The following is a 26,108-nucleotide window of genomic DNA, read 5'->3' on the forward strand; positions in this document are numbered from 1 at the left end:
TCTATAATTAGAACAGGGATATATTGAAGTAGTTTAATGTTTAACATTAAATACTTTATTTAGCTAAAAAATGCAATAAGCAGCCTTTCAAAACAAACTATTTTACTTGTACCGTATAATCCCCTGTTCCACCACCATACTTATATACACTTAAGTAATATTTCCCTGGCTTTGCATTATAATTTCCAAGTAATTTGTTTCCATCACGTTTTGTTGCATAAGCTACATAATTATTTAGATCTGATTCAGAATATAATACCCAGTTCAGTCCAAGATTTTGTTCGTTCGTAACAGAAATCTGTAAATCTTTTTGATCCTTTACATCAATAACAAATTTATCCCCCTGATCTTGATCGCTCAAGGTTCCTTTTAACAAAATATTCAAGGATAGTGGATTTGCTGTTTCAAATGAATTATTTGGTTCTTTTTCTACAGCCGTACCTTCTTCTGTATCCACTCCGCTAAACACAACATCATATTCATATTGTCCAGCATTATTTACACGGTAATTTACAAAATAAGCAGTCAATGTTTTATATCCAGTCCACTCTTTTCCTGAAAGGCGTTTCAACATATCATTTGTTGCTTCATTCATCACTTTCCAGTCCTCAACTTCTCCTTTAGCCGCACTTCCTGTATATGTCCCCTGTAGTGTAAATGTATTAAAGAATTGTGATTTATTCTTTGTTACTTTCACATCTTTTAATTTCGCTTCATTCGTAATATCTGAAGTAACGTCCGAAAGCGATTTTGGATCATGCTGAGTTAAATACTCATCTGATACTTGTGGAATTGTATACTTATCGCGATTATCAATAAGCATTTGCATATAAGATTGATATTCTTCATTTAACTTATTATCTTTGCTTAATGTAACACGGTATGCATCGTAACTTGAAACATCATTTGCGCGAATTAAATCATGTACTTTATCGAACATTTCTGGGCGTTTATTATACATATATGATTGCAGTGCAAACGAATAATTATAAAAATCCCACGTTCCATATTTCGCATTTAATGTTTGTGATGCTGTATAACGTTTTGCAGGATCATTAGATAACCCACCAATTATACTTTTTCGCGGTACTACACTATCTAATCGCGTTGCACCTGCAAAGAACTCTGCATTCCCTTCTTCAAACCATGTTAAACGTTCATTTTGATACATTTCTCCTTGTCCCCATAATCCCTGAACTTCGTACCTTCCTTGTAAGTAGTGCGTAAATTCATGGCGGAACAATTCTTCCAAACTATAAATACTTTGCTCTGGTGTACGTTCATATGTAAAGAAAGTCCCTGTCCCTTCAATATAAATCCCACCATTATTCGTTTCATATCCGTACAGTTGACGATTAAATTGATACTCATCTGGGCTATTATAAATAACCATCGTTAACACATCATCAGCATGTCCACTTTCAAGTGGTTTATCGCTACCAACTGTACGATAAAATTGAGAACGCACTTCTTTTGCCGCCCAGTATAGACGTTTAATTTTCTCTTCGCTAACTTTATCCCCAGCTTTAAAGACAATTGCTCCATCATCAAACGTATACGTTTTCGGTAAATATTTCTCTTTACCCTCTTCTCGAATTTGATCTAAATTTACAGTTTTTCCGTTCGCATCTATTCCTCCATAATTTGTAGTAATTTGTTCTGCCGCAACAAAGTATTGCTCTCCTAAATATGGATAAATTCGCATTGCATCTGTAACAACTTGTTGTCCTTTTGTCGGCGTGCTATGAAGCTTGCCCAATCGGCCAGCATAGTAAATTCCGTTATTTATTAACCATCCATTTTTATCTGATACAGTACCAATAAGTGCGAAACGACTTACTTCATTAATAAAGTTATCGATATTTCGATACCACATCGTATCTTTCGGCTCTTTTCCAGTCGTGTACATATCCGTCTGAATATCAAAGTCAATTCCCTTCATCAACTCATATATAGCGTCTCCTTTTGTTCGGTCTTCAATGAAAGTTGCAAGATTATCGTTATATTGTTTAAAAATTTCACCTGCATATAAAACCGTTTCAACATCTGCTGATGCATTTCCGATTAATTTTCCATATGATGCAATTACTTTATTTTGTTCTGATGTACCAAGTTTGAAATTTGGATTTTTTGCAATTGTTTTTAAAGCTGGTAAACATTTATCATGGTAGCTACGCTCATTTAGTTTGCTTAATTCATCATGGTAAAAACCTAAATAAAATGCTGCACGTAGAGCTTCTACTAGTGTTTCAATCCCTTTTGAATCATCTTTCGCATAAGCTTGTCCTTGTTCTGCTAGTTTATTAATAATTGCTTGCATTCGGTTATCATCTTGATAGAATTTAAGACTATCACTATTAAACTGAAATAATTCCGGAATTTGATACCATTTAATTGTCACAAGAAGATCAGTTAATTGTTTGTTATTTAATTGATTTAACTCAGCCATCGAATACTTTTTTTCTTCAGCTAACGGTTTAATATTATCGGTTGGTGCTAGTGGACGCTGCGATAAATCCGCTAATTTTAACCGTTTTGTAAAAGATGCATTTTCTTGTACTTTTGAAGGGTGCGCCAATTCATCAACAGATTTCTGTATTCCTACCGGCTCCATTTGTAATACATTCTTCACATTTTTCTCTTTTGTCTCTGCTTGAATCTGCAAACCATTACATGTTATTGTCACTAGTCCAACACCAAGAATCCACTTAGAAATTTTCGAATATTTAACCATACCATTGCCCCCTAGCGCTTTAAAAGAAAATTCTGAATTTTAAAATCAAAAAAACAATTATTTGTATGTATTTACAGTTCCGCTATAAATACAACTATGATCAATAATGCAATAGTAGCTTGTTTTATACTATTACGAGTACAGATTCCTTACATACAATCTCCCTTCCTTACATTTAGTACAAGCAAAAACTGTGCCAATCATATTAATCATATTTCTTATGAATAGCCAACATTCTTTTATAAATACTGTAGAATAAAATATACATAGGTGGTTCGGCAATGTATAAATCATTTGACACAAAATCTAATGTTTATGAAGAACAAATTCATTGAATGTTATAAGTTCATTAACCAGTAAATAATTTTCAACTAACAACATTCCCAATTTTTAAATCTCTCAAAAAAGGTAAACAAACATATTCCATAAAGCTAATATGTTCGTTTACCTTTTTCTATTTCAAATCAACAGCAAATTATCGTTGAATAAAAATAGTATTAATAAGTATTTTGTTATTCATTTCTCTTTTTTAGATAATCTTTTTCACATTGTAACGGTTTGAATTTCACTTTTTTCCCTTTCTTCTTTTTCGTTTTTATAACGAGCCATTCCCCTTTTTCAACGTCTAGTTTAAGGCGTTTCATTACATTAATATTATCTTTTTCTTTATAAAGTAAAAATGCTTCTTGCGCCCTCACAAATAAGCTGGGCTGCTCGCTAAATCCACCACTATCATAAATTTTAGTTAGCGAATTATAATAAGAATCATTTTCCTTTCCACCATACATCAAATGGGCAGCCTCCAGATCTCTTTTACTTACTTTCCAAAAACTGTGTGCATCAATATTTAAATCAAACGTAGATTTAATGTCCCTCATAATGTTTTTCACATACTTCTCATCTCGAATTTTCCTTTTTTCAAGACAATCAGAAGATAACCTTGGTGCATCTGATTGGGAATGTACAACGTGTTGTATCGATACACACAAAATAAATACGCTTAAAATGTAAAATATTTTTTTCATATTTACATATCACCTCAAATGATTTATATACTATATCATTTGAGTCTTACAATATTCTTATGCTAACAATGTGAAAGGCCCTATAAATTGGACTTTTATAGAGCCTTTCATATTAACATTACTTTATTAAATTTACCGGTGAAGCCATTACCTTACTATTTTTCACATCATATAGTCCTATAGGCGTTACCCGTATAAAAGGCAAGTGCGTCGCAGAAAAGAATAAAATGGTAAATGCCGGATCGTCATACCTGTAGCCACGCTCTTGCAATAATTTCACCAACTGTTTCTCTTCCTGTATTAATTCACTCATTTTTAAATTAGACATAATCCCGAGCAATGGTAATGCGATTTCGTGTAATACTTCATTCTTTTCAGCTATTACCATTCCTCCGCCAATCTCTTTCACTCTATGAAAAGCTGTAAGCATATCTTCTTTATTCTTCCCAATAAGAATGATGTCACCGGTACCAGAATAAGAGCTAGCAAGACCACCTAGTTCTTTCGCAAAACCTTTCACAACTGTATTCACTCGCCACGTACCGTCACGAGCAATCATCATAAGAAAACACTCATCATGATCTAGAGAAAGTTCATCACAGTTTAAATCAATTTCACTCGTGTATGGTTTAGTTATAACGTTATTCAATAAATGTATACCCATTTTATGAGAAAAAATCATATCCTCTTTTTCTATGGACCAGTTTAATAATAATGGAGTTACTTTGAATTTACTCCAGTCTATTTGTAATGATTCATTTTTGTTTATTCCGTCACGCTTCACCCATTTCCCTTTTGCAATTACACTTATTGGAACCGGATTTTCTTTACTTTCCAAAATATTAATATTAGCTATTCTACCTGTCGCAATCGATCCATGTACATGTTCCATATTGTAATAACGAGCAATATTATAACTTGCCATATGATAAGCATCTATTATTGGCACTCCTTGTTTTATCGCGGTAGCTATCATTACGTTTGTCATTCCATTTTCATAAAACGAAGGATGTGAGCCGTCTGTAGTAAGAATAAATCTATCAAACTGTTTTACTCCTAGTTCCAGCAATTCTTTCAGTAACACTTCTAAATCTGGGCGTATTGAAGAATTTCTTAGGGAAACCGTGTAACCTTGCATAAGACGAGTGAAAGCTTCCCGCCCTGTCATCGCTTCATGATCACAATCTGTACCTAACAATTTTAACTTTGCTAAAGTCGTTTCAGATGCTCCTGGAAAATGTCCTTCTACTTTTTTATGTAATCGTTTCGTTTCCTGCACCCAACGTAACATTTCATCATCGCCATGTAATAACTTTGGCCACGCTGTTAGTTCGCCGCCTTGAAGAACTGCTTTATGCTTAAGCCACTCTATTATTTCTTCACGATTAAATAAAGATTCCCCGTTTTGCAATTCAGTTTGTCCATCAAAACGACACCACCAATACATACTTGCAGGAATCTTTTCAAATTCATCTAATAAACGAAATGCTTCTTCACGTTGTAATGTGAAAAATAAAGTTAAATTATCATTAATAAAAGTCGTCGTCCCAAACTGCATCGCATAATTTGCTAACGTTTCTGGATTATATAATTGATATGGATGTGCATGCGGTTCTATGTAACTTGGAACTATATACTTTCCATCACAATCAATGACTTCGCATTCTTGTAGTTGCGCTGGTAGTTTTTCTCCTACATAAATAATGCGATCATCATAGATCCAAATATTTGCTTGTACCCACTCGCGCATATAGGAATTTAAATAAGTTGCATTCTTAAATAAAATGTGCGGACTTCTTTTGCCATCTATTACTTCAACATGTTCTCTTAATTGCTTGTTACTCCACCTGAAATACTTTTGTTCCACTGTATTCAACTCCAATGCTATATTAGTTAAGTTTAAAAATAATTAATTAACTAAACTATTTTCTATTCATGCCCCGCAATACGTACCCCTATTATATTTAATAATTATAAAAATAACAATTTTCAGAACTCTAATCTTTTTTATTGTTCACTACTTCTCCTTTTGAACATAAACATCTCTGTGCAGTTGTTTTACTGAAATCTTCGAAAGAATAACGACTATTTCGTAAAGTAAAAAACGTGTCGCCTTAATACGATGGCACGTTTTTTACTTTGCATTTTAAATTGTGATTAGTTCATACTATTTCGGAGCTGATTTATAAAGGTATGAGCTGCATTTGAAAACACTTGATTCTTTTTCCAAATAATATTTAAGTTTGCTTCTAATTTAGGCTGTAATGGTTTAAAGCAAAGCTTACTATTTCCTGACGTGTTAATTATTTTATCTATACATAATGCATACCCAATACCTTCTTCAACCATAAGCGCTGCATTATAAAGCAAATTATAGGTTGCGACGATGTTTAAGTTATCTATACTTTGTCCAAACCATCCTGTTAATTCATTACTAACAGTAGCTTGTCGTGAAATGAATAATGGTTTATTTATTAAATCCACTGGGCTAATAACTTGTTTATCCGATAAAGGACTATCTTTACACATTAATACACCCCAAGTGTCTTTAGCTGGCAATTGTGCATATTCATATTTTTGTTTATCAGTTGGCTCTATAACGACACCAAAATCTAATAATCCACTATCTAATTTACTCTTAATGTCATCAGCATTTCCGCTGTACAAATGAAATCGAATATTTGGATAGTCTTTTATTAATACTTTTAATGTTTTCGCAATAAGATGCATCGCTTCAGTTTCACCAGCACCAATGTAAACTTCCCCGCTTACCATTTCTTTTGAATCTTTTAAGTTTGCTTCCGTTTTATCTGCTAAATCAACAATCTCCTTTGCCTTTTTTAATAAGTATTTCCCCTCTTCTGTTAATGAGATTTTCCTATTTCCTCTTATAAATAAATCCGTTCCTAATTCCATTTCTAAATCTTTCAGTTGCCTTGATAATGTTGGCTGTGACAAATGTAATTGTTTTGCAGCTGCTGAAATACTTTCTTCATTTGCTACAGCAATAAAATAGCGTAACACTCGAATTTCCACGATAGTCTCCTTTTACATATAGCTAATAAGCATATGAATGTATTTAATATAGGTATTTGATATTGGAATCGTATCATTTTATGATTGTATTGAAAAGATTAGCGTTTTAGAGGGGAGTATAACAATGAATATGAAAGATTTTATAAATTTTTGTAAAACCGACAAGCCTATTTCAGGCGAGGATAAAGAATTACATGATCTACTAGTTCAATGTAGCTATGAAGCCCGGAAGATAACAATGAAATTAAATACATCTTATCATTCTAAAGAAGAGATTGTAGCAATATTTAGTGAATTAACAGGTAACAACATTGATCCATCTTTTATGTGTTTTCCACCGTTTCATACAGACTTCGGTAAAAATATTACAATTGGAAAAAACGTATTTTTTAACACTGGATGTTCTTTTCAAGATAGAGGCGGAATTCATATAGGAGACAATTGTATGATTGGTATGAATGTTACAATTGCCACACTTAATCACGGGCTAACTTTAGAAACAAGAAATACGACATACGCTTCCCCTGTTATAATTGGTGAAAATGTATGGATTGGTTCTAGCGCAACAATACTTCCTGGTGTTACAATTGGGAACAATTCAATTGTTGCTGCAGGTTCAGTTGTTACAAAAGATGTACCTGCAAACACCGTCGTTGCAGGGGTGCCGGCAAAAGGTGTGAAAGTCATTCATAGCAATTAAAAATATTCTAGATTTTTGAAATGCAAACAAGCTACTTGATTGAAATTTGCTTTACTGCTTATATATTTATGTTATCGCTCTTGTTAAGAATTTTATTTCTCCTGGTGGGAAGAGAATGTACCTATATATTTTTCTATACCGCAATAAAAAGACTTATAGAATGATTCTATAAGTCTTTTACTATAAGGAATTGACCTATACCCATCGATTAACAAATTCAAACACCAAAAGATTCGCGATGAATAAATTTCTAATAAATCACCATTCTCTCTAATCATCGAAAAGTTCACAATAGTTGAGCAGTTCCTTTTACTGCCTCGTAGCCAAAATATATTCCAAACAGAATTAAAACAATGCCTGCTACTATAGAAATCCATTTCATTACTGTATGATTAATAAATCTTCTACCAAAATGAATAGATGTAGCCATAAATATATCCCAAAGCATAATCCCAGCAAAAATGGCTGCACTATACCATAAAGCTTGTTCTTTTCCAATAGTATTCATAGCACTAGTTAGAACTGATCCATATATCCCTATCCAAAAAATAATATTTAATGGATTAGAAATTGCGATAGCAAACCCCGATAGAAAAGATTTTAAAGGATGTTCTTTTTCACCTGATGAAATATATTGAACTTGTTTAGTAGCTTCTTTCATACTTTCATAGCCCAAATAAATCATCGTTACAAAACCAAAAATCCAAATGCAAAGTTGAGCAACTGGAGTTGTTAAATAAGTCGAAATACCAAAGTAAATTAAAAACATCATTACAACATCTGCTGACATTGCCCCGACTCCTACTAACCATGCACTCAAAAAACCATTTTTTATTCCTTTATTTATTTGAGCAACATTAATCGGACCGACTGGTGCAGACAATGAAATCCCTAATAATATATAACTGAATATCATGCTAATCATTTTTCTTCAACCCCGTAATAGGACATCTCATTACACTTTCTTCATTTGTTTCTGGTAACATATATTGTTTCCATTCAAAGGTTTCTTTTATTCCGTAATCCCCTATATCTGGATGCATTGGAATATCATCATATGCTAACAAACGTTTTCTAATCACTTTCCGCACTTGTTTCCCTTGTTTTGTATCACCTGTAATATCATCCAAAGTACCTCGAGGTTGTAACGTAATTTCAAGGCCGGTTCCTGTATGTCTACTTTTTCTCTCAGAATATATTGGAGCCCTACAAACGACAAATATAGGTTCACCACCAAAACAAAATTCCCATTTAGCGTTATAAGGATCTATTGGTATTTCTGCATTCCATGGCTCCGGATCATTTCTCATTAAAAATTGTAATACATTCCAAAATTGTTTTTTGTATTCTTCAGCCAGTAATTGTTTATTAGATGGTTTAAAAAATATTACTAAAGTAGTTCTCTTTGCAATTTGTTGATATGTTTTAATATATTCATAAATCCCATCTCTTAGTTTGAACAATTCATTTTCATCATAAGCCGATTCTGAAAATATATATCTAGACCAACCATGTTTCTCAGAATCCACTGCAAAATAACACGGAAATGGTTTAGATTGATCTAAAATGCTATCGTGAAAATTATTGAAAGATACAGTTTTCCACTCATCTAAAATCCCTTTATTTTGTTCTTCAATTATTCTCTTTTGATCGTATAAATACATTTTTGTAGTTGGCATTACTAAAAGCCCCCCTAATATATTTATGATTTTTTCTCATATAGTAAAATATTATTCTCAACAATATTTAAAATTTCATTTATACTTTTTGTAGGTATTTCAATTGTTATCTCAGGTATACCGGGAGATAATAAAAATTTATTATAGTTATAAATTTTTCGATCTATAATAAGTGTGATTTCATCTGAATAGCCAAATGGAGATACGCATCCTGGAACACAAGAAGTTTTTTCTATTAACTCCTCGGCTGAACAAATAGAAATCCTTTTTCCAACCAACTCTTTCATAAGTTTTGAATCTAATTTTTCTCCTTCAACAGTTACAAATATGTAATAGTTATTTGATTTATCTTTTAAAAATAAACTTTTACTGGGTACACCTTCTAATTTAAACCTTTCTCTAATTTTTCTATCTGTTTCATAATCTAATATTGGTTCATGTGTATATTGTTTATACGATATAGCCGCTTCTTCTAACAGTTCTACTACTTGTTTATACATATTTATCCTCCCTTTGATTTCATTACACAATTTGAAAAGATAGCCTTTTCTATTGCTGTTCCCGCTCCCTATTCTTTTTCACAATATATTCAATTATAGTTTAAAACATAATTTAAATTGTAATAAAATACATATTTGTAATAAAAATGGAATAAATATATAAAACCTATATTAATCATTAATTTCATAATAGTCAATCATTTAGACACGAATCATAATTATCTATTTTTGTATACTTAATTCTATTTGTTATTAATTCATACATATTGTTTCTTTTGAAAAAGGACTTGTATATGTGTTCTATTTTTCATCTTCCAAAAATGTTTTGTTTTATCCTTCGGAAATCCGTCAACATTAATACGCTTTAAGATATTAATTCATACGATAAAAGTACATTATTATGTAAATTAAGGAAATACATTCGAATATTTTTCAACAAAAATCAGAATTTACTTATTATTAACTCTAAAATCTAGAACTACTTACCTTTGTATGTTCCAATATTTTAAAAATGTAAAAGTCACTATAAATAAGAAATATCAAATAAATATAATAGATTTATAGTAAAATAATAAAATTCAAATACATCATTACTTTTCTTGTAACAGCACATAAAAACCCCGAATCATGGGAAGTAAATTGCTCATGATTCGGGGGTTTTTTAAGACTATATTTTAATAACAATTAAATCACATACAAGTGCTTATATACCTCTATAGTAGAACTCTTTTCATCTATTATTTCTTAAATTCAATTTGCATCATTTTATTAAACTGCGTACCAATATCAATCACACCTAAAGAATTAGTACTGACAGCTAATGTATGTTTGCCACCCATTACTCCACCAGCAAAAGTAGTAAACCCAGGAATTCCCCCTGTATGCCCCCAAACTGAAGCACCGTTTGGAAGTTTAGTTTCATAAATTCCAAGACCATATCCATGACCAATGTCTTCTCTTTCTGTAGGAACTGTTGTCATCATTTCTTTTAGCTGAGTTTCCTTTAGTAACTTACCACCGAGTAAAGATGAAAAGAACTTATTTAAATCGTCTGCATCTGAAATCATATCTCCCGCTGAATTAGCTAAACTCGGATTATAATACGTCATGTCTTTCAATTCACTTGTTTCGTCAATTTTCATATACCCTCGAGCATGATTCTTTCCTGGGATGACTGGTGAATTACCTGGTAAAAACGTATTTGACAAGTCCAAAGGTTCAATAATGCGCTTTTCAATTTCTTCCGCATAACTATTACCAGTTATTTTTTCAATAAGCATTCCTAGTATTACGTATCCTGTGTTCGAATACGACCAACCTTTACCTGGCGAAAAATCTGGAGGTAGAGCAAGCCCTATTTTCACTATTTCTTCTGCTGTATACGTTTTTTTCGAATTCATAATGTCAGCGTCTTTTGACTTTAAATATTCAGCTATACCACTCGTATGGTTCAAAAGTTGACGTATCGTAATTTGATTACCATCATACCCATTTCCTTGAATGAGGCCAGGTAGCCACTTTTCAATTGGATCGTCAAGTTGCACACGATTTTCTCCTACTAATTGAAGAACAGTCGTAGCAGTAAAAGTTTTCGTCACACTACCAATTCGAAAACGATAATTCGATTTCATCGATTTCTTTGTACTTAAATCTGCCACGCCAGCAGTGTAGCTACTAGTTTTTCCGTTATTAAAAGCCTTAGCTAATATACCTGGTGTTCCAAGCTGTACCGTTTCCTGCATTACTTGTTTCCAGCCATTCCGATTCTTTTGATCATACGTTTGTGACGGACTAGAAATATTTTGAGTAGACTCTGCTTTCATAATAAAACCTGGTGTGAATAGAGCAGTACTCGCTATTAACACTGCCAAACTTCCTAACTTTATTGAAGTACATTTTTTCATAAGGTTCTCTCCTCTTTTAATATCGTATTGATTCAAGTTATACCTTAATCCTAAATGATAAAGCTTTCTTTTTCCTTATCCATTCCTTACGAAATACTTACTTTCAAAATTAGACGACCAGATGGAAAAAGTAATGTATGAGAATAAAAAAAGAACGTGTTTTCAATTTACCAAAACACGTTCTCTTACATACTAAAAACCCTATATTCACTTTTACCATCCTGCACTAGCGTTCATGCCATTTCCGATAATAGTAAGAAATAATGGCCATAGTACTGGTGCTAACGTAAGAAATAGATTAAGCAGTATAAGTATTCTATATGTCCCAGGAATATTATAATTTTTACGATTAACAAATAATAGAAAAACTAATAATATTATGGTCGTTACAAACAAAAGTAACACTAACAACCAATACCAAACCATTAAACTGAGACTCCATGGCTGTAAAAGCTCGTGTACAATACCAAAGGTGATTCCCAATACTGCAAAACTAAAGGTAGTAACCGCTGCGTTGATAAACAATTTGCTCGATTTTTTATCGTATATATACTTACAATATAAATCTATTAACGTGTATAAAGATAAAAATGCCATTAATACACCTACCCAAGACAATAACCAGTCTCCGCCTCCTCTAACTAACATAAATAGAAACCAACACATCCCTGCTGCAGAAAAAATAAAGGAAAGGAGTATGTTTTTCAATACCGGTTTCATTCTATTTTCACACCCTTACAAAAATTTTAAAATAAATAATAATTTTTTTATTTACATGCTACTCGTAATTGCTTTATCTCCTTTTCATTCTATATGGATGAAGTGAAGATAACCTCACAAAAAATTCAACGAGCAATACTCTACTAAGGCAACCTTTCTCCATTGGTATCGATATAAAAAAGTAAGTATGGATTACCATATAATTAAATATAAGTAAATAAAATTAATATTGTTAATAATTTTATTTAATGTATTCATATATTTATCTCCTAACTTTATTTATTATGAAAATTAAGAATTATTTATTTCCAAATTATAACACATTACTATAGAAGTAAATATGTTCCTATCAAAATAAAAAAGATGACCTTAGCTATACGCTAAAATCATCTTTTTCTACCTTATTATTTCACTAACTCTCCATTATAAGCTTTTATATTAAGTGGAGCAGTTAAAAACTGTGCTGCTTTACTAACGAAAGATGTAAAGTGTTCACTCGTATTATGACTCGCAACTGCCTTTTCATCTTTCCATACTTCTACCATCGTATATACATTTTCATTTTCTGTATCTTTATATAAGTCATAAGATACATTTCCACTTTCTTCTCTTGAACTATGAATCAGCGGACGAATTTCTTCTAAAAATGATTGTTGTTTTGCTGGATCTACTTGAAATATTGCGTGAATAATAATCATGGTGTTTCCCCTCTCATATCTCACTTATTTCTGTATTTATAAAATTACTTCCACTCAGCAACTTTTTCAACTGGAAGACGTACTGATTGGTAACCACTATCAGCAGCTTTTCCGATTGAAATTAACATAACTGGTACGTGACGTTCTTTATCTAATCCGAAAGCTTCTGCGATTTGGTCTTTTTCAAATCCGCCAATTGGGCAAGTGTCATAACCGTGAGCACGAGCTGCTAGCATAAATTGCATTGCTACAAGACCACCGTCAATTAGTACTGTATCTTTCATTACTTCTGGTGTAACCATTGAGAAGTAACCAGAAAGTTTTTTCATTTGATCTTCTTTTACTTCTGCTGGCATTAAACCACGCTCTACTGCTGTACCGTAAATTTCTTCTGCGTTATCAAAGTTGTTTAAATCACCAAATACAGCAATCATCGCTGAAGATGTTTCTACTTGAGATTGATTAAATTTCGCTAGTGGTGCAAGTGTTGCTTTCGCTTCGTCACTTTCAATTACTAAAAATCTCCATGGTTGCATGTTTACAGAAGATGGTGCAAGTGTTGCTTCTGTAAGAATTTCTTTCATTTCTTCTTTGCTAATTTTCACTGATGTGTCGTATTTACGAATTGAACGGCGTCCTGTTAAAATTTCGTTAAAATCATTTGTTTTTACTGAGTTAGTCATAGTTGTATTCTCCCTTTTTATAGTTCTTTTATGTTTTCTTGAATGTGATTTAACATATTTAAAAGATTATCGCGTTCTTCCTCACTTAATCCTTTAAATGCAGATGCTGCAAAACGTTCTTTTTCCTCCTGATACACTTGAATTTTATTTCGTCCCTCTTCAGTTAGAGAAACTAACGTAATTCTGTTATCATCTGGATTTTTACGCCTTGTAATCATTCCGTTTGCTTCTAGCTGCTTTAAATGCCTCGTAATCGCTGCATTATCAATATTCACTTCTTGCTGAAGTGCTTTTTGGCTAATTTCACCTACTTCATATAACTGAAGTATAAGTTCTAGTCTAGATTGACTCATACCCGTACACCCTTCAAATTTCGAACTTACGTCTTTATTTAGAAAGTGTAATTTATATAAAATAATTGCTTCTTTTGAGCATGAACTTGTCAAATTACCCCTCCTTTATATCCAATTTAAAAATATTTGATACATCAATAGTTGATATGTCAATTAATATAATCTATATCGATTTAAAATGCAAGCATTTTGTTTTCATTTATATTTTTCCAAATTAAGGCGCTTTGTAGCATTACAAAAAATGTAAATTACATTATAATAGTAATAATTCAAATGACTGGAGAGTGATTGTAATGCGGCAATACACAAATAGAAATGAGGAATTAAAAATGGAAAATGAAATGAGGATACTCACAAATGACAACAATAAATATAGGGATTGTCGCGCACGTAGACGCTGGCAAGACGAGTTTGACTGAGCGTATTCTTTATGAAACGAATGTGATTAAAGAAATTGGCCGAGTAGATAGTGGTAATACGCAAACTGACTCAATGGAATTAGAGAGACAACGCGGAATTACGATTAAAGCATCTGTCGTATCTTTCTTTATTGATGATGTAAAAGTAAATGTCATTGACACACCTGGACACGCTGATTTTATCGCTGAAGTGGAGCGATCATTCCGCGTTTTAGACGGTGCAATTTTAGTTATTTCTGCCGTTGAAGGTGTGCAAGCACAAACAAAAATTTTAATGCGGACATTGCAGAAACTAAACATACCAACAATATTATTCGTAAATAAAATTGATCGTAATGGCGCAAATACTGAAAAAGTTATGAAACAAATAAAAGAGATTCTTTCAAATGAAGCATTCCCTTTCTACTCTGCCCAAAACGAAGGAACGAAAGAAGCCCGGATTCTTGCATACAAATCATATGACGATTGTATGGAACTGTTAGCACCATATAATGAATCGTTACTTGCGTCATATGTAAATGATGAAATCGTACCGGGCGTATTATTAAGAGAAGAACTCGAAAAACAAATACAGCAAGCAAGTGTGTACCCAATCTTTTTCGGTTCAGCCATGACAGGTATAGGTGTAACTGAACTGCTCGAAAATATTTCAACTTTATTTCCGGCTAATAAGTCGGCAGAAAACGAAACATTATCCGGTGTTGTGTTTAAAATTGAACGTGAACCTTCTGGAGAAAAGATTGCTTATGTAAGAGTTTTTTCTGGTCGTTTACACGTAAGAAAATATGTTAATATACAGCGCGGAAACGTTCTGGGGCATAAAGAAAAGATTAAGAAAATATGTCTATTTCATAACGGGAATGTTGTTCAAGCTTCTATCGTTCCTAGCGGAGAATTTTGCAAAGTGTGGGGACTGAATGATATTAAAATTGGTGATATTATCGGTGAACGGACGAATTATATAAAAGACATTCACTTTGCCGAACCACAAATGGAAGCTGCTATTGAAGCAGTACCAAAAGAACGAATTCATGATCTATACGCTGCACTTATGGATCTATGTGAAGAAGATCCGCTCATTAAAGTGTGGAAAGATGATATTCATAATGAACTATATACTCGCCTTTTCGGGGAAGTACAAAAAGAAGTAATTGAAACAACACTTTTTGAGAAATATAATTTGCAGGTGACTTTCTCAAATACGCGGGTTGTATGTATTGAGAAGCCAATTGGCGTAGGTAATAGCGTTGAAGTAATGGGTGAAAAAGCGAATCCATTTTACGCAACAATTGGCTTTAAAATCGAACGTGGTGAGCTGAATTCTGGCATAATATATAAGTTAGGCGTTGAACTTGGATCGCTGCCTTTAGCATTTCATAAAGCAATTGAAGATACAGTATTTCAAACGTTAAAACAAGGTTTGTACGGATGGGAAGTTACAGACATTATCGTCACGTTAACACATACTGGTTATGCAAGCCCTGTTACAACAGCGAGTGACTTTAGAAATTTAACACCACTCGTTTTAATGGATGCTTTAAAGCAAGCCAAAACATGTGTATATGAACCAGTAAACGAATTCGAATTAACTGTCCCGGGGTATGCAATTAGTACTGCAATGTATAAACTAGCTGCTATTCCAGCAACTTTTAGTGAGCCTATATTCAATAATGATTCCTACCATTTAACAGGATTATTACCTGTTGCGAAAACGGAGAACTTTAAGCGAATGCTTCATTCATTCACTGAAGGAGAAGGCATTTTTACAACGAAGCCAGCTGGTTACAAAGAACTGAAGGCTCCCTTCCCTACTCGAAAACGTGTTGATAATAATCCGCTGAATCGTAAGGATTATTTACTTCATGTGCTTAGAGCTTATTAAAGTAAAAGAGGTGCAAATTGCACCTCTTTTTTTATGTATTGATAGGTTGGTTTGTCCTAATAACTTCTTTAAGTTTTTTTATTATATTTGCTATCGCCTCAATTGAATTCTCTGTTTCATATTCCCCAACATTTACAGAATGAGTTGCATTTTTGACAACTTGGATCTGTAAATTTGTTTTATATAACGGATCGATTTGATCTGCATTATATTGGTGATCTTTATCTCCAATTACTAATAACCCTTCATGACGACTATGTAAAATCGAATCAAAAATTGAATCAAAAGTAAGCAAAGGTGTAAGTAGTATCATCTTTGACTTTGCAAACTCTTCTCTCTTCATTAAATCATTTGCAATCGGAATTGTTCCTAGTGACTTCCCTAAAAACATCGTCTCGTTGTATTGCTCACCTTTTAATACTTCCTTCATTATAGGATTAATATCATCCATCATTACTTTCGTTATTTCTTCCATTGGTTTATTCATTACTTGTTCGTCATAAGAATAATGAATATGTACTACATCTATTTTATTTTCGAGCATAAGCATCGTCGCATAATAAAATAACGGTTTATCGTAATTGTATCCCGAGCCTGAAAACATAAAGCATACTGTATTAGAACCTTTTTCAATATGTGTATACGGAATTACTTTTCCTTCTATAAGAATTTCTTTTTTAGTCCCTTTCATCCTTTTCCCCTCCCATACATTTACTTTTGTAAAATGATATGTTCTGTATGAACTAATACATCCTTTACTTTCTCTTTTATAAATGATGGCTGTAAGTTATATGTATCTAACTCTTCTACCGGCACCCACTTAAAGAAATACGTTCTACCTTCTTCTTCCAAAACATATTGCTCCGCTCCATTCGCAGGTAATTGTTTCAGCTCTACTTCATAGTAAAAACTAATTTCATGAAACTTTCGTTCAGAAAGTGTAAAGAAATTTTCTACCGACCATATTAATCTCTTCACCTCAATAGGAACCGCTAACTCTTCCGCAAGTTCTCGTGTTAACGCGTCTTCACTATTTTCTAGCATTTTCACTCTTCCGCCTGGTACATACCAAAAATCTTCACCGTCACCTTGCAGAATGAGTATTTTATTATTCTGTTTACAAATTGCTCCGACTCGGTAATTAAAACATGTTTCCTCTACTTTAAATGTTAGATCCACACCATTTCCCCCTATATTTCATTTGAAAATCGCTATAAAACTATTATGTATGTACTGCACAAATAAGATTACTGATTTTTTCCATTTCTTTCAATGATTTTTTAACTTTCCAAAAACAATACACATCATTTATCATCACGAGTATAAATACATATGTCACAATCACTGCATACACTAGAGAAGCATTATGGGGGACGAATGGAAACATTGTCAATATACAAAACTGAAAAATCAAATAATTCCTAAGGAATCATTATAAAAGATAAAGTAAAACTTCAATAAATGGAGTTTTATCTTTCCTCTGTTGTTTTTAAATATTGTTAAGACATTATTAAAAAAGATGCAAGGTCAACTTATGTGCTAATTAATTTTTTTTCTAGAAAAAGCGTCTTTTATTACACTTGTTAATACATTTAGGAATAGTAAAATAGCCATAACTACCGTTAATACGTTAAATTGCTTTGTTTTATAAGGAGCGAACCATTCCGTAAAGAACTCTGAATTAACGAGACGCTCCCCAACTCCTCCTTCCTTGAAGTTCGGTATCCACGAATTCATATCAAGGATGATAAAAATTAGTTGCATAACGAAAAATGCTCCAAGAGTTTTTAGCCAATTTCGTATTCGAATAGGACGCCATTTTTTTGATGTCATGTAAATGATCCTCCTTTTAGAACTTGCTATTAAAGGGCCTTGTTCTGATAGATACGAATAGATAATATCCATGAAACCCCATAGCACCCTACTGCTATGACAGCAAATATAAGAAATAATTTCAAATCTGAAATCTCTTTTAAAAAGGTCAGTACGCCATTAGCATATTTATTTAATAAATATGGAGTATTTCGCATTAAATATATAACTCCAATAGATAAAAATATAAAAACTGGTACCAGTGTTTTCACTTTAAATGCAACAAAAAATGGGATGTAAAATGCAGTAATCAGCATGACTGCCAAGAAGCCTAGGATGTAACTTTCTAAGGAAAGTTGAAATTCCATGCTGTCTAAAATGAAATATTTCCCAACCAAACAAAATGGAATGATTACTATTGTAAAAAATAAGGTTCCAACGTATTTTGAACTTATAATTTCCTTCCTAGTATACGGTAATGAGTTTACTAAAATATTAGCATTATCTTTATCATCAGATTGATATGTGTTAATTACAAAAACGGCACTACAAATGATTATGACATATGCAACATCCATGCCGGCCCACAAATAGGTAACTAAAAATAAGAGATAAGCAGGTAAAAAAGTTTTTTGTAAAATCAAATCCTTTTTAATTAAATTAAGCATCTTGACTCCCCCTTTTTCATGAAATACATAATATCCTCTAAACTTGGTTTTTCAATCACCACTTCTTTATTAAATAAAGTTTCGATAGAATTTACATTTTCAATCAATCCCTCGAAACCTGTATTTGCCTTACATACAGATATAAATTCACGCTCAGTATCAAAATCTAACATATCTAGTGGTCCTTTGACCAAAATATAATCTTCTGCAATGGCATAAATATCTTTTGTAAAAATATGCTTCCCATTTTGAATAAATGTAATATAATCGGCAATGCGGTCTAAATCCGTTGTAATATGAGATGAGAAAAAGATAGTTTTCTCACCATCCTGCATAATATTTTGTAAAACATCCAATAATTCTCTTCTAAATACCGGATCGAGTCCGGAAGTAGGCTCATCCATAATAATTAGTTCAGCATGATGTGAAAGGGCAATTGCAAGAGAGGCTTTCATTTTCATTCCTTTGGAGAATGTTTTCATTTTTTTATTTAATGGTAATTCGAACAGATCTTTATAATATGTAAATTGGTTAAAATCCCATTTTTTATAAGCAGGCGCAATAATTTTAGTAATTTCCTTTAATGTGAGTTCATCATAAAACACATTATCGTCATAAACGAAACCAATTCTTTCTTTAATTCGCTTCGCATCAGTCGAATAGTTCATGCCAAATAAGGAGACATTTCCACTATCCGGGTTCATTAGATTCATAATCATTTTAATCGTTGTAGATTTACCTGATCCATTTCCCCCAATAAAACCCGTAACAAATCCTTTTTTTACTTCCATCGAAAAATTTTTAATTTGAAATCCTTTAAAAGATTTACTGACATTTTGAAGTTCTATTACGTTTTCCAAGAGTTTTCCTCCTCGTATAAAATTGTAAGCATTTCTTTTAGATCATTTAAAGAAACATCCATTTGTTTAGCATTTTGAATCGCTTCACACAACTTTTCTTCAACTGTCTTTAATTTTTTTTCTTTCATAGTTTCAATGTTTTGTTCTGCTACAAAGGACCCCCTTCCGACAATTGAATAAATAAAACCGTCTTTTTCCAGTTCTTCATATGCTCTTTTCGTTGTAATAATACTTACTCTTAAATCTTTTGCTAACTGACGCATTGAAGGAAGAGCATCTCCTTGCTTTAAATCACCTAGTAAAATAAGTTTTTTTATTTGGACGCCAATTTGTTCATAAATAGGTTCCTTTGAAGTGTTCGTAATAACGATTTGCATGCAAATACCTCTTTTTAAAAATATTGTATATATACTTTATATACAATATATACTATCGCATATTGTAAATCAACAGAAAATTTCCAAAATATAGTCACAAACACAATCTAATAATAGTAATTCATACAACTTATTTATACGGGGCTTCCTCATATTTGCTCGACTTTGAGGTGGAAGTCTTACGCGGTATAAAGACTACGTTGTGTTTTAGGCACAGCCGGTAGTGTGAAAGCAATAGAGTTTGAAACAGAAGAACAATCTGAGGGAGTTGATATGAAGTTAGACTGGAATGAAGATGACGAAGAAGGATTAAAAAAGATGTTTCCTAAGTTATAGGACATGTACGGGGAAGAATCGATAGAGTGGTAGATTTTTTAATTGCAAAAAACGCCTTGTTTCTTTCGTAACAAGGCGTTTTTCATGATACTATGTTTAAATTGTTATCTTCCCACTTTCCCACCACTTCATGAAAGTTTCTAACGAAGGAGCAACCCAAGTTCTACTATTATTTTTATGATTCCATCTTATGTGCAATCAAGTATATTCAAAGGGCTCATCTAAATTTATTGATACCACTTTTCTAACAAACCTTTCTCCCTCTCGCCTGAAATACCTGCTTTTAATTCCCATTCGTCCACACTCTTCATCCACTCATACACATCTGTAACTGTATGTTCTAATCTTCTAAAAGTAAGCCCTTCTTTCACAGCACTATCTATACTAATAGAAAAACCACCTTTCCACGGCTTCGTCTCACCTTCTAATGAAAAAGTTTCTGGAAGCCATAGTGGCATCTCTGTCCAAGGCTGTACTTTATGTTCATTCATAAATGATTCATCTACCCAAACGAATGCAGCATCACTACTCGTAACCTTTTTACACGTATTTAATAGCTCTTCCATCGTCAATTCATAACTTGGACCTGTAACATTGAATATACCTGCTTTATTGTTTTCTGCCATGTTTAGTCCCCAGTTTGCGACGTCTTTTATATCAACTACCTGCACTGGGCGGTCTTTTCTTCCTGGAACTAACACTTCTCCTCCCTTTGCTACACGCCCAATCCAGTATGGAAGCCGGTCTGTATAATCATACATACCTGAAAGAAGTCCTGCTCTTACGTGTAGAACACGCCCCGGCCAATACTTCTCTGCTTCTTTTTCACACAATACTTTCAGCGCACCATAATACTCATAAGGAGAAACTTCACCATTCTCCACAGCCTTTAATTGATCACCCGTAGGTTCAGCTTGTAATATATAATCTTCTTTTATTTGATGCGGAATCCAATCTTTATATACAGAAAGACTTGAAATGAATATATAATGCTTTATATTATCCCGTAACACTTCTCCAACATTTCTAATATGATGCGGAGAAAATCCACACGTGTCGACTACCGCATCCCATTTTCGATTTTCTAAACTTGAAACATCATTATTTCTATCACCAATTAACTGCTCTACTTCAGGAAAAATTTCTTTATTCGTTCCGCGATTAAATAATGTAACTTCATGCCCTCTTTTTAATGCCTCTTCTACAAAAGCTCTTCCTAAAAATCGTGTACCACCTAGAATTAAAATTTTCATGGTTCTCCCCCATTCGTATTAATAACCCTTCCTAATGTTTAACGATTTTTTATTGAGGAAAGTTACGGAGAGCATTTAAATTTTTCTACAAGTTCACCATTACTCTTTCAAAAGTATATACTCTTTAATTAATCTCCATCTATCCTTTGCTTCTGGCACAACTTCAGAAGCAATCACCACCACCAAATCCTTCTCCGGAATACAACAAATCATATTCCCACCATCACCCATGGCACAGTATGAAAAGATTCCATCCTCTTCTCGTAACCACCATAAGTAACCATATTGATTTTGGTTCATTTCTGTCGATTCTTTTATCCATGATTTTGATAGTAGTTGTTTTCCATTATGAATACCTTCACTCAAATACAGCTGTCCAAACTTAGCCATATCTTTAACTGTTAACGTTAGTCCCCAGCCGCCTGTCGAAATACCATTTGGATCATGAACCCATCCCTTTACATCTTTTCCAAATAAGTCATCGAATCCAAATGCTTTCATATTATAGTTTGGAATTTCTCTCATGCCGAGTGGCTGAAATAAGTATTCATTCGCAAATTCACGTGCATTTTTTCCTGTTACGCTCATTATGATTGCCGATAATAAATGAGCTCCTGCAGATGAGTATTTAAAAGACCCAATTTCTCCGCCTTGTCCAATCCTATTCAATGTATACTGTACCCAATCTCGTTGCGTACATAGTTCTTCTAACGGTTCCTGCCAGTCTACGAAAGGATGTGGAGCTGTCATCGTAAGAAGATGACCTACTGTTATTTCAGGTGAATGAACGTTATATTCCGAGAAAAATTCTATTACTTTTTGATCAACACTTTTTATATAGCGCTTATCTATACATATCCCAATTAACGCAGAGATTATCGTTTTTGTAACTGACGCTACATGAAACGCATCATCTGGACTGTAGCCATTATAATAATTTTCAAAAACAACATTACCTCTCTGCACTACTAACATACCATTAATATTTTTGTATTCTTCTTTTATAATACAGTCTAGCTTTTCAGCAGTTTGCATTGTTCCTCCCCCTTAATCAACGATTAAAAAGGTTCGATAGGTACATATATATCAACTATATGTTTCTTTTCCGGGTGCTGCCTTGGGTCATTTTTATACATTTCAAAAGGATATGAATCCCTCGGTTTATATCCGCTATTTGGAAGCCACTCACCATATAAGAAATCCCATGCTCCTTTATATTCATCTTGGAATATTTCAAAATGACCTACCGCATACTTTCCAGAAGGTATTACCATTATTCCAATGTCGCTCGTTTCTACTGCGGATTCATTCGGAATTGTTATACATAAACTAGTTCGTAAATGATTGCCCTCAGTAAATTCATGATGATCGTGATAAATGGTTAATACTTTCGTATGCTCAAATACATGACAGTTTTCCTCCGCTGCGTAATGAAATAATTTCTCTATCATTTTTGGAAAAGCAATCGTTAACTCTTCATATGTACCGATATGTCTTTTGTATGCGACGTTTATATTATCCGCTGTTACAATTTCAACATTTCCTCGAACCTTCTTACACTCATTGTATTGAGAAGTTTCGCTTACGTCTTTGCAATTCTTGCTATTGTCGTTTCGATATTGAGATGGACTTATTCCGTAATGACTTTTAAATGTACGGGAGAAAACTGCTGAATCTGTAAATCCGAAGTGATACGCAATATGTGTAATTGTCATATCCAAACGGTATGTAAGTAAATTTGTTGCTCTTTCTAATTTTAATCGGTTTACATACCGTGATAATGGCTCCTCTACTATCCCCTTAAAAATACGATGAAAATGAAACTTTGAAAATCCTGCTACATCCGCCAGCTCTTCAATTGAAAGTGAATCATCTATGTGTGATTCTATATAATCTTGTACTTTGTAAATGCGTCGTATGTATTCATTTCTACTTTGTTTACTCTCCATATTATTATCTCCTCACAACAAAAAGGCTAACGTTAAGCTAGCCTACTTTTATACATTTTTTAAAAACAAAACTCTACTACCGCCGTTCCCATCATAATTTGTATGTACCGATACACCCTCTACCTCATCATCCCCAGCCTCAATCCGAAAACCGATTTCTTGATGAAACTGTATCGACTTTTTGTTAACTGGTGAGGTAATTGCTTTTACAACTTTACGGTTATTTGCACGAGCGGCATCAAAGAAATAAGAATACAATGTCGATGCGATTCCTCTTCTTCTATACTTCGGATTTACACCGATAAAGTGAACGTATGCTTCATCTTTATATGTTTGTGAAAAAAATCCACATAAGAAACCTAACGTTTCTCCATCTTCTTCAATGATAAAACTTGTTTCTTGAAAGTGAACGAAAAACAGTTTTGGCAACATAGCAGACATATCTCTCCCGCCCCACCAATCATTTAAAACAGAATTAATCTTTACATAATCTTCCCCTTGGATGTTTCTAACTCGCATATGTTTCTCCCTCTCACTCACTTCATTTTTTCATATATTTTAATGACTGTTTCTACTAATAGGATGAATACCCATATCCCGCAAAATATAAGAACAGACTGGAATATCAATCCAATTATCATAACACCAACTGCACCTGTTATTGAAAAGGATATTCCACCAAGCCCTGGATCCTGTATAAATGCTCCAGCAGAAAAAGGGGTTATAATAGATACTATTAAATAAATAACACTCATTATTTTTAATATTTTTATAGAAAGATACGAAGTTTTTTCTTGCTCCACTTGTGATAATTCGATTTCCCCGTTCGCAATTCCTTTTTGCAAACAGTCCTCACATAAAAATTCTTCCTTAATTTTTTTACCACCGTGCAGCGTACCTGTTATCTCTTTACACCTTGAACATTTTCGATTTATCATGTTGTTACCACTCCAATCTATTAAGATTATAATTATACCATTCTGCATTTACCTTAATATTCCTTTTATGTATTTTATAGAGAAAGGTCGTATTTTATGATTTCAAAACTTACGTTTGGCTTGAAAAAATCTACAGCTCATTATGTATTAAGACCTAGTTGTTATGCGATTATTTTCCATTCATCTTCTTCAATGATTGCTGTTATCCAAAAAGGAGACCGTTACTTTTTACCTGGTGGTGGTATGGAAGGTAATGAAACAAAAGAAGAGTGTTTGCACCATGAACTACTAGAGGAATTAGGATGGGCAATTGAAATTGATCAATATATTGGTAATGCGGCTCGATATTTTTATGCAGAAAAGGAAGATATATATTATTTAAATGACGGGTTCTTTTATATTGCGAACGTGGTGCAGAAACAAACTGAAAACTGTGAGGATGATCATGTTCTAAGGTGGATGTCTCCTTTACTTGCTGTCCAACTTCTCCTTCACGATCATCAAAAATGGGCTGTTAAACAAACCCTTTTATTACGAAAACAAAAAGGATCTCCTTCTATATGAAAGAGATCCTTTTTACTGTTAACTTACTTTTTTCAAATTGAGAGCTGGCTTTTTCATTCCGCCTTTTTTTACAACATATAGACCCACAAAGATAATAAGTCCGCCAACGAGTTGCATCATATTAATTTGCTCCCCAATTGTTACTGCTGCAAAGATAACTGCGAATAATGGTACGAGATACATATAAACCATTACTTTTGTTGAACCTATTTGACTAATACCGACATACCACATTGCTAGTCCGAAGATGGTTGCAAAGATGATTGAATATGCTAGTGATCCCCAGCTTGGCGTATCTACTGGCCACGTTAAAGAATTTACGTTGAATAAACAGTATATAACAAGTGGTACTATCCCAATTAAAGTAGACCATGATGTGACTCTCATTGCGGAGTATTTTGTAATAAGAGGTTGCGCTAATATTGGATACCATCCCCACGCAATTGCTGCGACTAATCCAATTACATTTCCGAGCCACGCATATTCATAAGTAGCTCCTCCTGTATGTCCTGTTAATAAAACGAATGCTGCACCAATAAACGCTATTATTGAACCAATTTGTACTTTCATCGAAAAACGTTCTTGTTTGTGTAATACTGCTAATATCCCTGTAAATATAGGTGACATCGCAATTAATAATGAGGCGTTCGTTGCTGAAGTATATTTCACAGATAGCATAAACATCGTTTGATACATTGCCGTACCAACGATACCGACTGCTACTAATCGTAACCAATCTTTTCTTTCAATACGTAATGAGCGTTCCATCATAAATGTAATAAGTAATAATACCGGAGATGCTACTAAAAATCGTAAACTATTAAATTGAATGGATGACATATATGCCACGCCATACTTTCCAATTGTATAATTTGCTCCCCATACTAATGCTACTGATACTAGGAGCCATTCCATTTGCCATCGTTTCATCCGAATCTCCCCTTCCATATTTAGCATAGTAAAATTGGCTGGATATAACACCGTCCAATTGGCTGTTTTTTTACCCAGCCAATTTGTT

General features: G+C 33.2%; 27 protein-coding genes and 1 pseudogene. 3 read left to right on the top strand and 25 right to left on the bottom strand.

Annotated features, from left to right (window positions below; genetic code table 11):
- Positions 1–97 precede the first annotated feature (97 nt).
- The 4 genes from colA to ACSG5Z_RS07350 form a co-directional block, all read right to left on the bottom strand.
- The gene (gene colA, locus ACSG5Z_RS07335) at positions 98–2,734 is read right to left on the bottom strand and encodes a collagenase ColA (protein WP_435711188.1); all 2,637 of its coding nucleotides are present in this window, start codon (positions 2,732–2,734) and stop codon (positions 98–100) included.
- A 512-nt stretch (positions 2,735–3,246) separates the two neighbouring features.
- Positions 3,247–3,759: a hypothetical protein gene (locus ACSG5Z_RS07340; RefSeq protein ID WP_087984613.1), complete on the bottom strand. Its 513-nt coding sequence runs from the start codon at positions 3,757–3,759 to the stop codon at positions 3,247–3,249.
- Between the two features lie 118 nt (positions 3,760–3,877).
- Complete coding sequence (locus tag ACSG5Z_RS07345) at positions 3,878–5,626, bottom strand: adenine deaminase C-terminal domain-containing protein (protein ID WP_435711189.1); 1,749 nt, start codon at positions 5,624–5,626, stop codon at positions 3,878–3,880.
- A 290-nt stretch (positions 5,627–5,916) separates the two neighbouring features.
- Complete coding sequence (locus tag ACSG5Z_RS07350) at positions 5,917–6,795, bottom strand: LysR family transcriptional regulator (RefSeq protein WP_087984611.1); 879 nt, start codon at positions 6,793–6,795, stop codon at positions 5,917–5,919.
- Between the two features lie 124 nt (positions 6,796–6,919).
- Here ACSG5Z_RS07350 and ACSG5Z_RS07355 point away from each other — a divergent pair, with 124 nt between their 5' ends.
- Positions 6,920–7,495, top strand: a complete 576-nt coding sequence (locus ACSG5Z_RS07355) for a sugar O-acetyltransferase (protein WP_087984610.1) — start codon at positions 6,920–6,922, stop codon at positions 7,493–7,495.
- Positions 7,496–7,781: 286 nt separating this feature from the next.
- Here ACSG5Z_RS07355 and ACSG5Z_RS07360 read toward each other — a convergent pair whose 3' ends face one another.
- From ACSG5Z_RS07360 to ACSG5Z_RS07395, 8 genes are all read right to left on the bottom strand, one after another.
- Complete coding sequence (locus ACSG5Z_RS07360; protein ID WP_000624898.1) at positions 7,782–8,420, bottom strand: LysE family translocator; 639 nt, start codon at positions 8,418–8,420, stop codon at positions 7,782–7,784.
- Positions 8,413–9,174: a YqcI/YcgG family protein gene (locus ACSG5Z_RS07365; RefSeq protein ID WP_087984609.1), complete on the bottom strand. Its 762-nt coding sequence runs from the start codon at positions 9,172–9,174 to the stop codon at positions 8,413–8,415. The genes ACSG5Z_RS07360 and ACSG5Z_RS07365 overlap by 8 nt, the downstream gene beginning before the upstream one ends.
- Before the next feature lie 23 nt (positions 9,175–9,197).
- On the bottom strand, positions 9,198–9,674 hold the full coding sequence (locus ACSG5Z_RS07370; RefSeq protein ID WP_087984608.1) for a YbaK/EbsC family protein: 477 nt from the start codon (positions 9,672–9,674) through the stop codon (positions 9,198–9,200).
- 737 nt (positions 9,675–10,411) lie between these two features.
- On the bottom strand, positions 10,412–11,578 hold the full coding sequence (locus tag ACSG5Z_RS07375; protein WP_087984607.1) for a serine hydrolase domain-containing protein: 1,167 nt from the start codon (positions 11,576–11,578) through the stop codon (positions 10,412–10,414).
- Between the two features lie 213 nt (positions 11,579–11,791).
- A complete protein-coding gene (locus ACSG5Z_RS07380; protein ID WP_087984606.1) occupies positions 11,792–12,298 on the bottom strand; it encodes a DUF3902 family protein in 507 nt (168 codons plus the stop codon).
- A gap of 404 nt (positions 12,299–12,702) precedes the next feature.
- Positions 12,703–12,996 carry a putative quinol monooxygenase gene (locus tag ACSG5Z_RS07385; RefSeq protein ID WP_087984605.1) on the bottom strand — a complete coding sequence of 98 codons (294 nt, stop codon included), beginning with the start codon at positions 12,994–12,996 and terminating at the stop codon, positions 12,703–12,705.
- 44 nt (positions 12,997–13,040) lie between these two features.
- Complete coding sequence (locus ACSG5Z_RS07390; RefSeq protein WP_087984604.1) at positions 13,041–13,679, bottom strand: nitroreductase family protein; 639 nt, start codon at positions 13,677–13,679, stop codon at positions 13,041–13,043.
- Between the two features lie 17 nt (positions 13,680–13,696).
- The gene (locus ACSG5Z_RS07395; protein ID WP_087984603.1) at positions 13,697–14,125 is read right to left on the bottom strand and encodes a MarR family winged helix-turn-helix transcriptional regulator; all 429 of its coding nucleotides are present in this window, start codon (positions 14,123–14,125) and stop codon (positions 13,697–13,699) included.
- Positions 14,126–14,389: 264 nt separating this feature from the next.
- Here ACSG5Z_RS07395 and ACSG5Z_RS07400 point away from each other — a divergent pair, with 264 nt between their 5' ends.
- The gene (locus ACSG5Z_RS07400) at positions 14,390–16,333 is read left to right on the top strand and encodes an elongation factor G (protein ID WP_098082541.1); all 1,944 of its coding nucleotides are present in this window, start codon (positions 14,390–14,392) and stop codon (positions 16,331–16,333) included.
- A gap of 31 nt (positions 16,334–16,364) precedes the next feature.
- On the opposite strand, the gene ACSG5Z_RS07405 is transcribed toward ACSG5Z_RS07400, so the two are convergent.
- The 12 genes and pseudogenes from ACSG5Z_RS07405 to ACSG5Z_RS07460 all read right to left on the bottom strand — a co-directional run bounded on the left by ACSG5Z_RS07405 (position 16,365) and on the right by ACSG5Z_RS07460 (position 24,526).
- The gene (locus tag ACSG5Z_RS07405) at positions 16,365–17,024 is read right to left on the bottom strand and encodes a hypothetical protein (RefSeq protein WP_000679141.1); all 660 of its coding nucleotides are present in this window, start codon (positions 17,022–17,024) and stop codon (positions 16,365–16,367) included.
- 20 nt (positions 17,025–17,044) lie between these two features.
- Positions 17,045–17,512, bottom strand: a complete 468-nt coding sequence (locus ACSG5Z_RS07410; RefSeq protein WP_000366257.1) for an NUDIX hydrolase — start codon at positions 17,510–17,512, stop codon at positions 17,045–17,047.
- A gap of 360 nt (positions 17,513–17,872) precedes the next feature.
- Positions 17,873–18,166, bottom strand: a complete 294-nt coding sequence (locus ACSG5Z_RS07415; RefSeq protein WP_048526222.1) for a YfzA family protein — start codon at positions 18,164–18,166, stop codon at positions 17,873–17,875.
- Between the two features lie 29 nt (positions 18,167–18,195).
- On the bottom strand, positions 18,196–18,813 hold the full coding sequence (locus ACSG5Z_RS07420; RefSeq protein ID WP_000933342.1) for an ABC-2 transporter permease: 618 nt from the start codon (positions 18,811–18,813) through the stop codon (positions 18,196–18,198).
- Positions 18,801–19,673 (bottom strand): ABC transporter ATP-binding protein, encoded by an 873-nt coding sequence (locus ACSG5Z_RS07425; RefSeq protein ID WP_000432454.1) that lies wholly within the window; start codon positions 19,671–19,673, stop codon positions 18,801–18,803. The genes ACSG5Z_RS07420 and ACSG5Z_RS07425 overlap by 13 nt, the downstream gene beginning before the upstream one ends.
- Entirely contained in the window at positions 19,661–20,050 is a 390-nt protein-coding gene (locus tag ACSG5Z_RS07430) for a GntR family transcriptional regulator (RefSeq protein WP_001167593.1), read from the bottom strand. Before ACSG5Z_RS07430 ends, ACSG5Z_RS07425 begins: the two co-directional genes overlap by 13 nt.
- Positions 20,051–20,482: 432 nt before the next feature.
- Positions 20,483–20,572 (bottom strand): annotated as a pseudogene (locus ACSG5Z_RS07435) (SMI1/KNR4 family protein); the annotation flags it as partial.
- Between the two features lie 41 nt (positions 20,573–20,613).
- Positions 20,614–21,639: an SDR family oxidoreductase gene (locus ACSG5Z_RS07440; protein ID WP_098082542.1), complete on the bottom strand. Its 1,026-nt coding sequence runs from the start codon at positions 21,637–21,639 to the stop codon at positions 20,614–20,616.
- 99 nt (positions 21,640–21,738) lie between these two features.
- Complete coding sequence (locus ACSG5Z_RS07445) at positions 21,739–22,674, bottom strand: serine hydrolase domain-containing protein (protein ID WP_098082543.1); 936 nt, start codon at positions 22,672–22,674, stop codon at positions 21,739–21,741.
- A gap of 23 nt (positions 22,675–22,697) precedes the next feature.
- Positions 22,698–23,588 (bottom strand): AraC family transcriptional regulator, encoded by an 891-nt coding sequence (locus tag ACSG5Z_RS07450; RefSeq protein WP_098230651.1) that lies wholly within the window; start codon positions 23,586–23,588, stop codon positions 22,698–22,700.
- Positions 23,589–23,636: 48 nt separating this feature from the next.
- Positions 23,637–24,107 carry a GNAT family N-acetyltransferase gene (locus ACSG5Z_RS07455; protein WP_098082545.1) on the bottom strand — a complete coding sequence of 157 codons (471 nt, stop codon included), beginning with the start codon at positions 24,105–24,107 and terminating at the stop codon, positions 23,637–23,639.
- Positions 24,108–24,124: 17 nt separating this feature from the next.
- Positions 24,125–24,526 carry a DUF3980 domain-containing protein gene (locus ACSG5Z_RS07460; protein WP_097858987.1) on the bottom strand — a complete coding sequence of 134 codons (402 nt, stop codon included), beginning with the start codon at positions 24,524–24,526 and terminating at the stop codon, positions 24,125–24,127.
- Between the two features lie 96 nt (positions 24,527–24,622).
- Between ACSG5Z_RS07460 and ACSG5Z_RS07465 the strand changes: the two genes are divergently transcribed.
- Positions 24,623–25,090, top strand: a complete 468-nt coding sequence (locus tag ACSG5Z_RS07465) for an NUDIX hydrolase (protein WP_098147947.1) — start codon at positions 24,623–24,625, stop codon at positions 25,088–25,090.
- Positions 25,091–25,108: 18 nt separating this feature from the next.
- Here ACSG5Z_RS07465 and ACSG5Z_RS07470 read toward each other — a convergent pair whose 3' ends face one another.
- Positions 25,109–26,020 (bottom strand): DMT family transporter, encoded by a 912-nt coding sequence (locus ACSG5Z_RS07470; RefSeq protein WP_088063852.1) that lies wholly within the window; start codon positions 26,018–26,020, stop codon positions 25,109–25,111.
- Between the last annotated feature and the right edge of the window lie 88 nt (positions 26,021–26,108).

This window comes from Bacillus pretiosus (assembly GCF_051294775.1).
GTDB lineage: Bacteria > Bacillota > Bacilli > Bacillales > Bacillaceae_G > Bacillus_A > Bacillus_A wiedmannii.

Bases quoted from the DNA above. Each gene is read 5' to 3' on its own strand.
- ACSG5Z_RS07340 (WP_087984613.1), bottom strand. From the start codon at position 3,759: ATGAAAAAAATATTTTACATTTTAAGCGTATTTATTTTGTGTGTATCG.
- ACSG5Z_RS07370 (WP_087984608.1), bottom strand. From the start codon at position 9,674: ATGTATAAACAAGTAGTAGAACTGTTAGAAGAAGCGGCTATATCGTAT.
- ACSG5Z_RS07360 (WP_000624898.1), bottom strand. From the start codon at position 8,420: ATGATTAGCATGATATTCAGTTATATATTATTAGGGATTTCATTGTCT.
- ACSG5Z_RS07455 (WP_098082545.1), bottom strand. From the start codon at position 24,107: ATGCGAGTTAGAAACATCCAAGGGGAAGATTATGTAAAGATTAATTCT.
- ACSG5Z_RS07365 (WP_087984609.1), bottom strand. From the start codon at position 9,174: ATGCCAACTACAAAAATGTATTTATACGATCAAAAGAGAATAATTGAA.
- ACSG5Z_RS07420 (WP_000933342.1), bottom strand. From the start codon at position 18,813: ATGCTTAATTTAATTAAAAAGGATTTGATTTTACAAAAAACTTTTTTA.
- ACSG5Z_RS07400 (WP_098082541.1), top strand. From the start codon at position 14,390: ATGACAACAATAAATATAGGGATTGTCGCGCACGTAGACGCTGGCAAG.
- ACSG5Z_RS07430 (WP_001167593.1), bottom strand. From the start codon at position 20,050: ATGCAAATCGTTATTACGAACACTTCAAAGGAACCTATTTATGAACAA.
- ACSG5Z_RS07460 (WP_097858987.1), bottom strand. From the start codon at position 24,526: ATGATAAATCGAAAATGTTCAAGGTGTAAAGAGATAACAGGTACGCTG.
- ACSG5Z_RS07380 (WP_087984606.1), bottom strand. From the start codon at position 12,298: ATGAAACCGGTATTGAAAAACATACTCCTTTCCTTTATTTTTTCTGCA.
- ACSG5Z_RS07470 (WP_088063852.1), bottom strand. From the start codon at position 26,020: ATGAAACGATGGCAAATGGAATGGCTCCTAGTATCAGTAGCATTAGTA.
- colA (WP_435711188.1), bottom strand. From the start codon at position 2,734: ATGGTTAAATATTCGAAAATTTCTAAGTGGATTCTTGGTGTTGGACTA.
- ACSG5Z_RS07465 (WP_098147947.1), top strand. From the start codon at position 24,623: ATGATTTCAAAACTTACGTTTGGCTTGAAAAAATCTACAGCTCATTAT.
- ACSG5Z_RS07385 (WP_087984605.1), bottom strand. From the start codon at position 12,996: ATGATTATTATTCACGCAATATTTCAAGTAGATCCAGCAAAACAACAA.
- ACSG5Z_RS07390 (WP_087984604.1), bottom strand. From the start codon at position 13,679: ATGACTAACTCAGTAAAAACAAATGATTTTAACGAAATTTTAACAGGA.
- ACSG5Z_RS07375 (WP_087984607.1), bottom strand. From the start codon at position 11,578: ATGAAAAAATGTACTTCAATAAAGTTAGGAAGTTTGGCAGTGTTAATA.
- ACSG5Z_RS07445 (WP_098082543.1), bottom strand. From the start codon at position 22,674: ATGCAAACTGCTGAAAAGCTAGACTGTATTATAAAAGAAGAATACAAA.
- ACSG5Z_RS07450 (WP_098230651.1), bottom strand. From the start codon at position 23,588: ATGGAGAGTAAACAAAGTAGAAATGAATACATACGACGCATTTACAAA.
- ACSG5Z_RS07405 (WP_000679141.1), bottom strand. From the start codon at position 17,024: ATGAAAGGGACTAAAAAAGAAATTCTTATAGAAGGAAAAGTAATTCCG.
- ACSG5Z_RS07355 (WP_087984610.1), top strand. From the start codon at position 6,920: ATGAATATGAAAGATTTTATAAATTTTTGTAAAACCGACAAGCCTATT.
- ACSG5Z_RS07415 (WP_048526222.1), bottom strand. From the start codon at position 18,166: ATGACATCAAAAAAATGGCGTCCTATTCGAATACGAAATTGGCTAAAA.
- ACSG5Z_RS07440 (WP_098082542.1), bottom strand. From the start codon at position 21,639: ATGAAAATTTTAATTCTAGGTGGTACACGATTTTTAGGAAGAGCTTTT.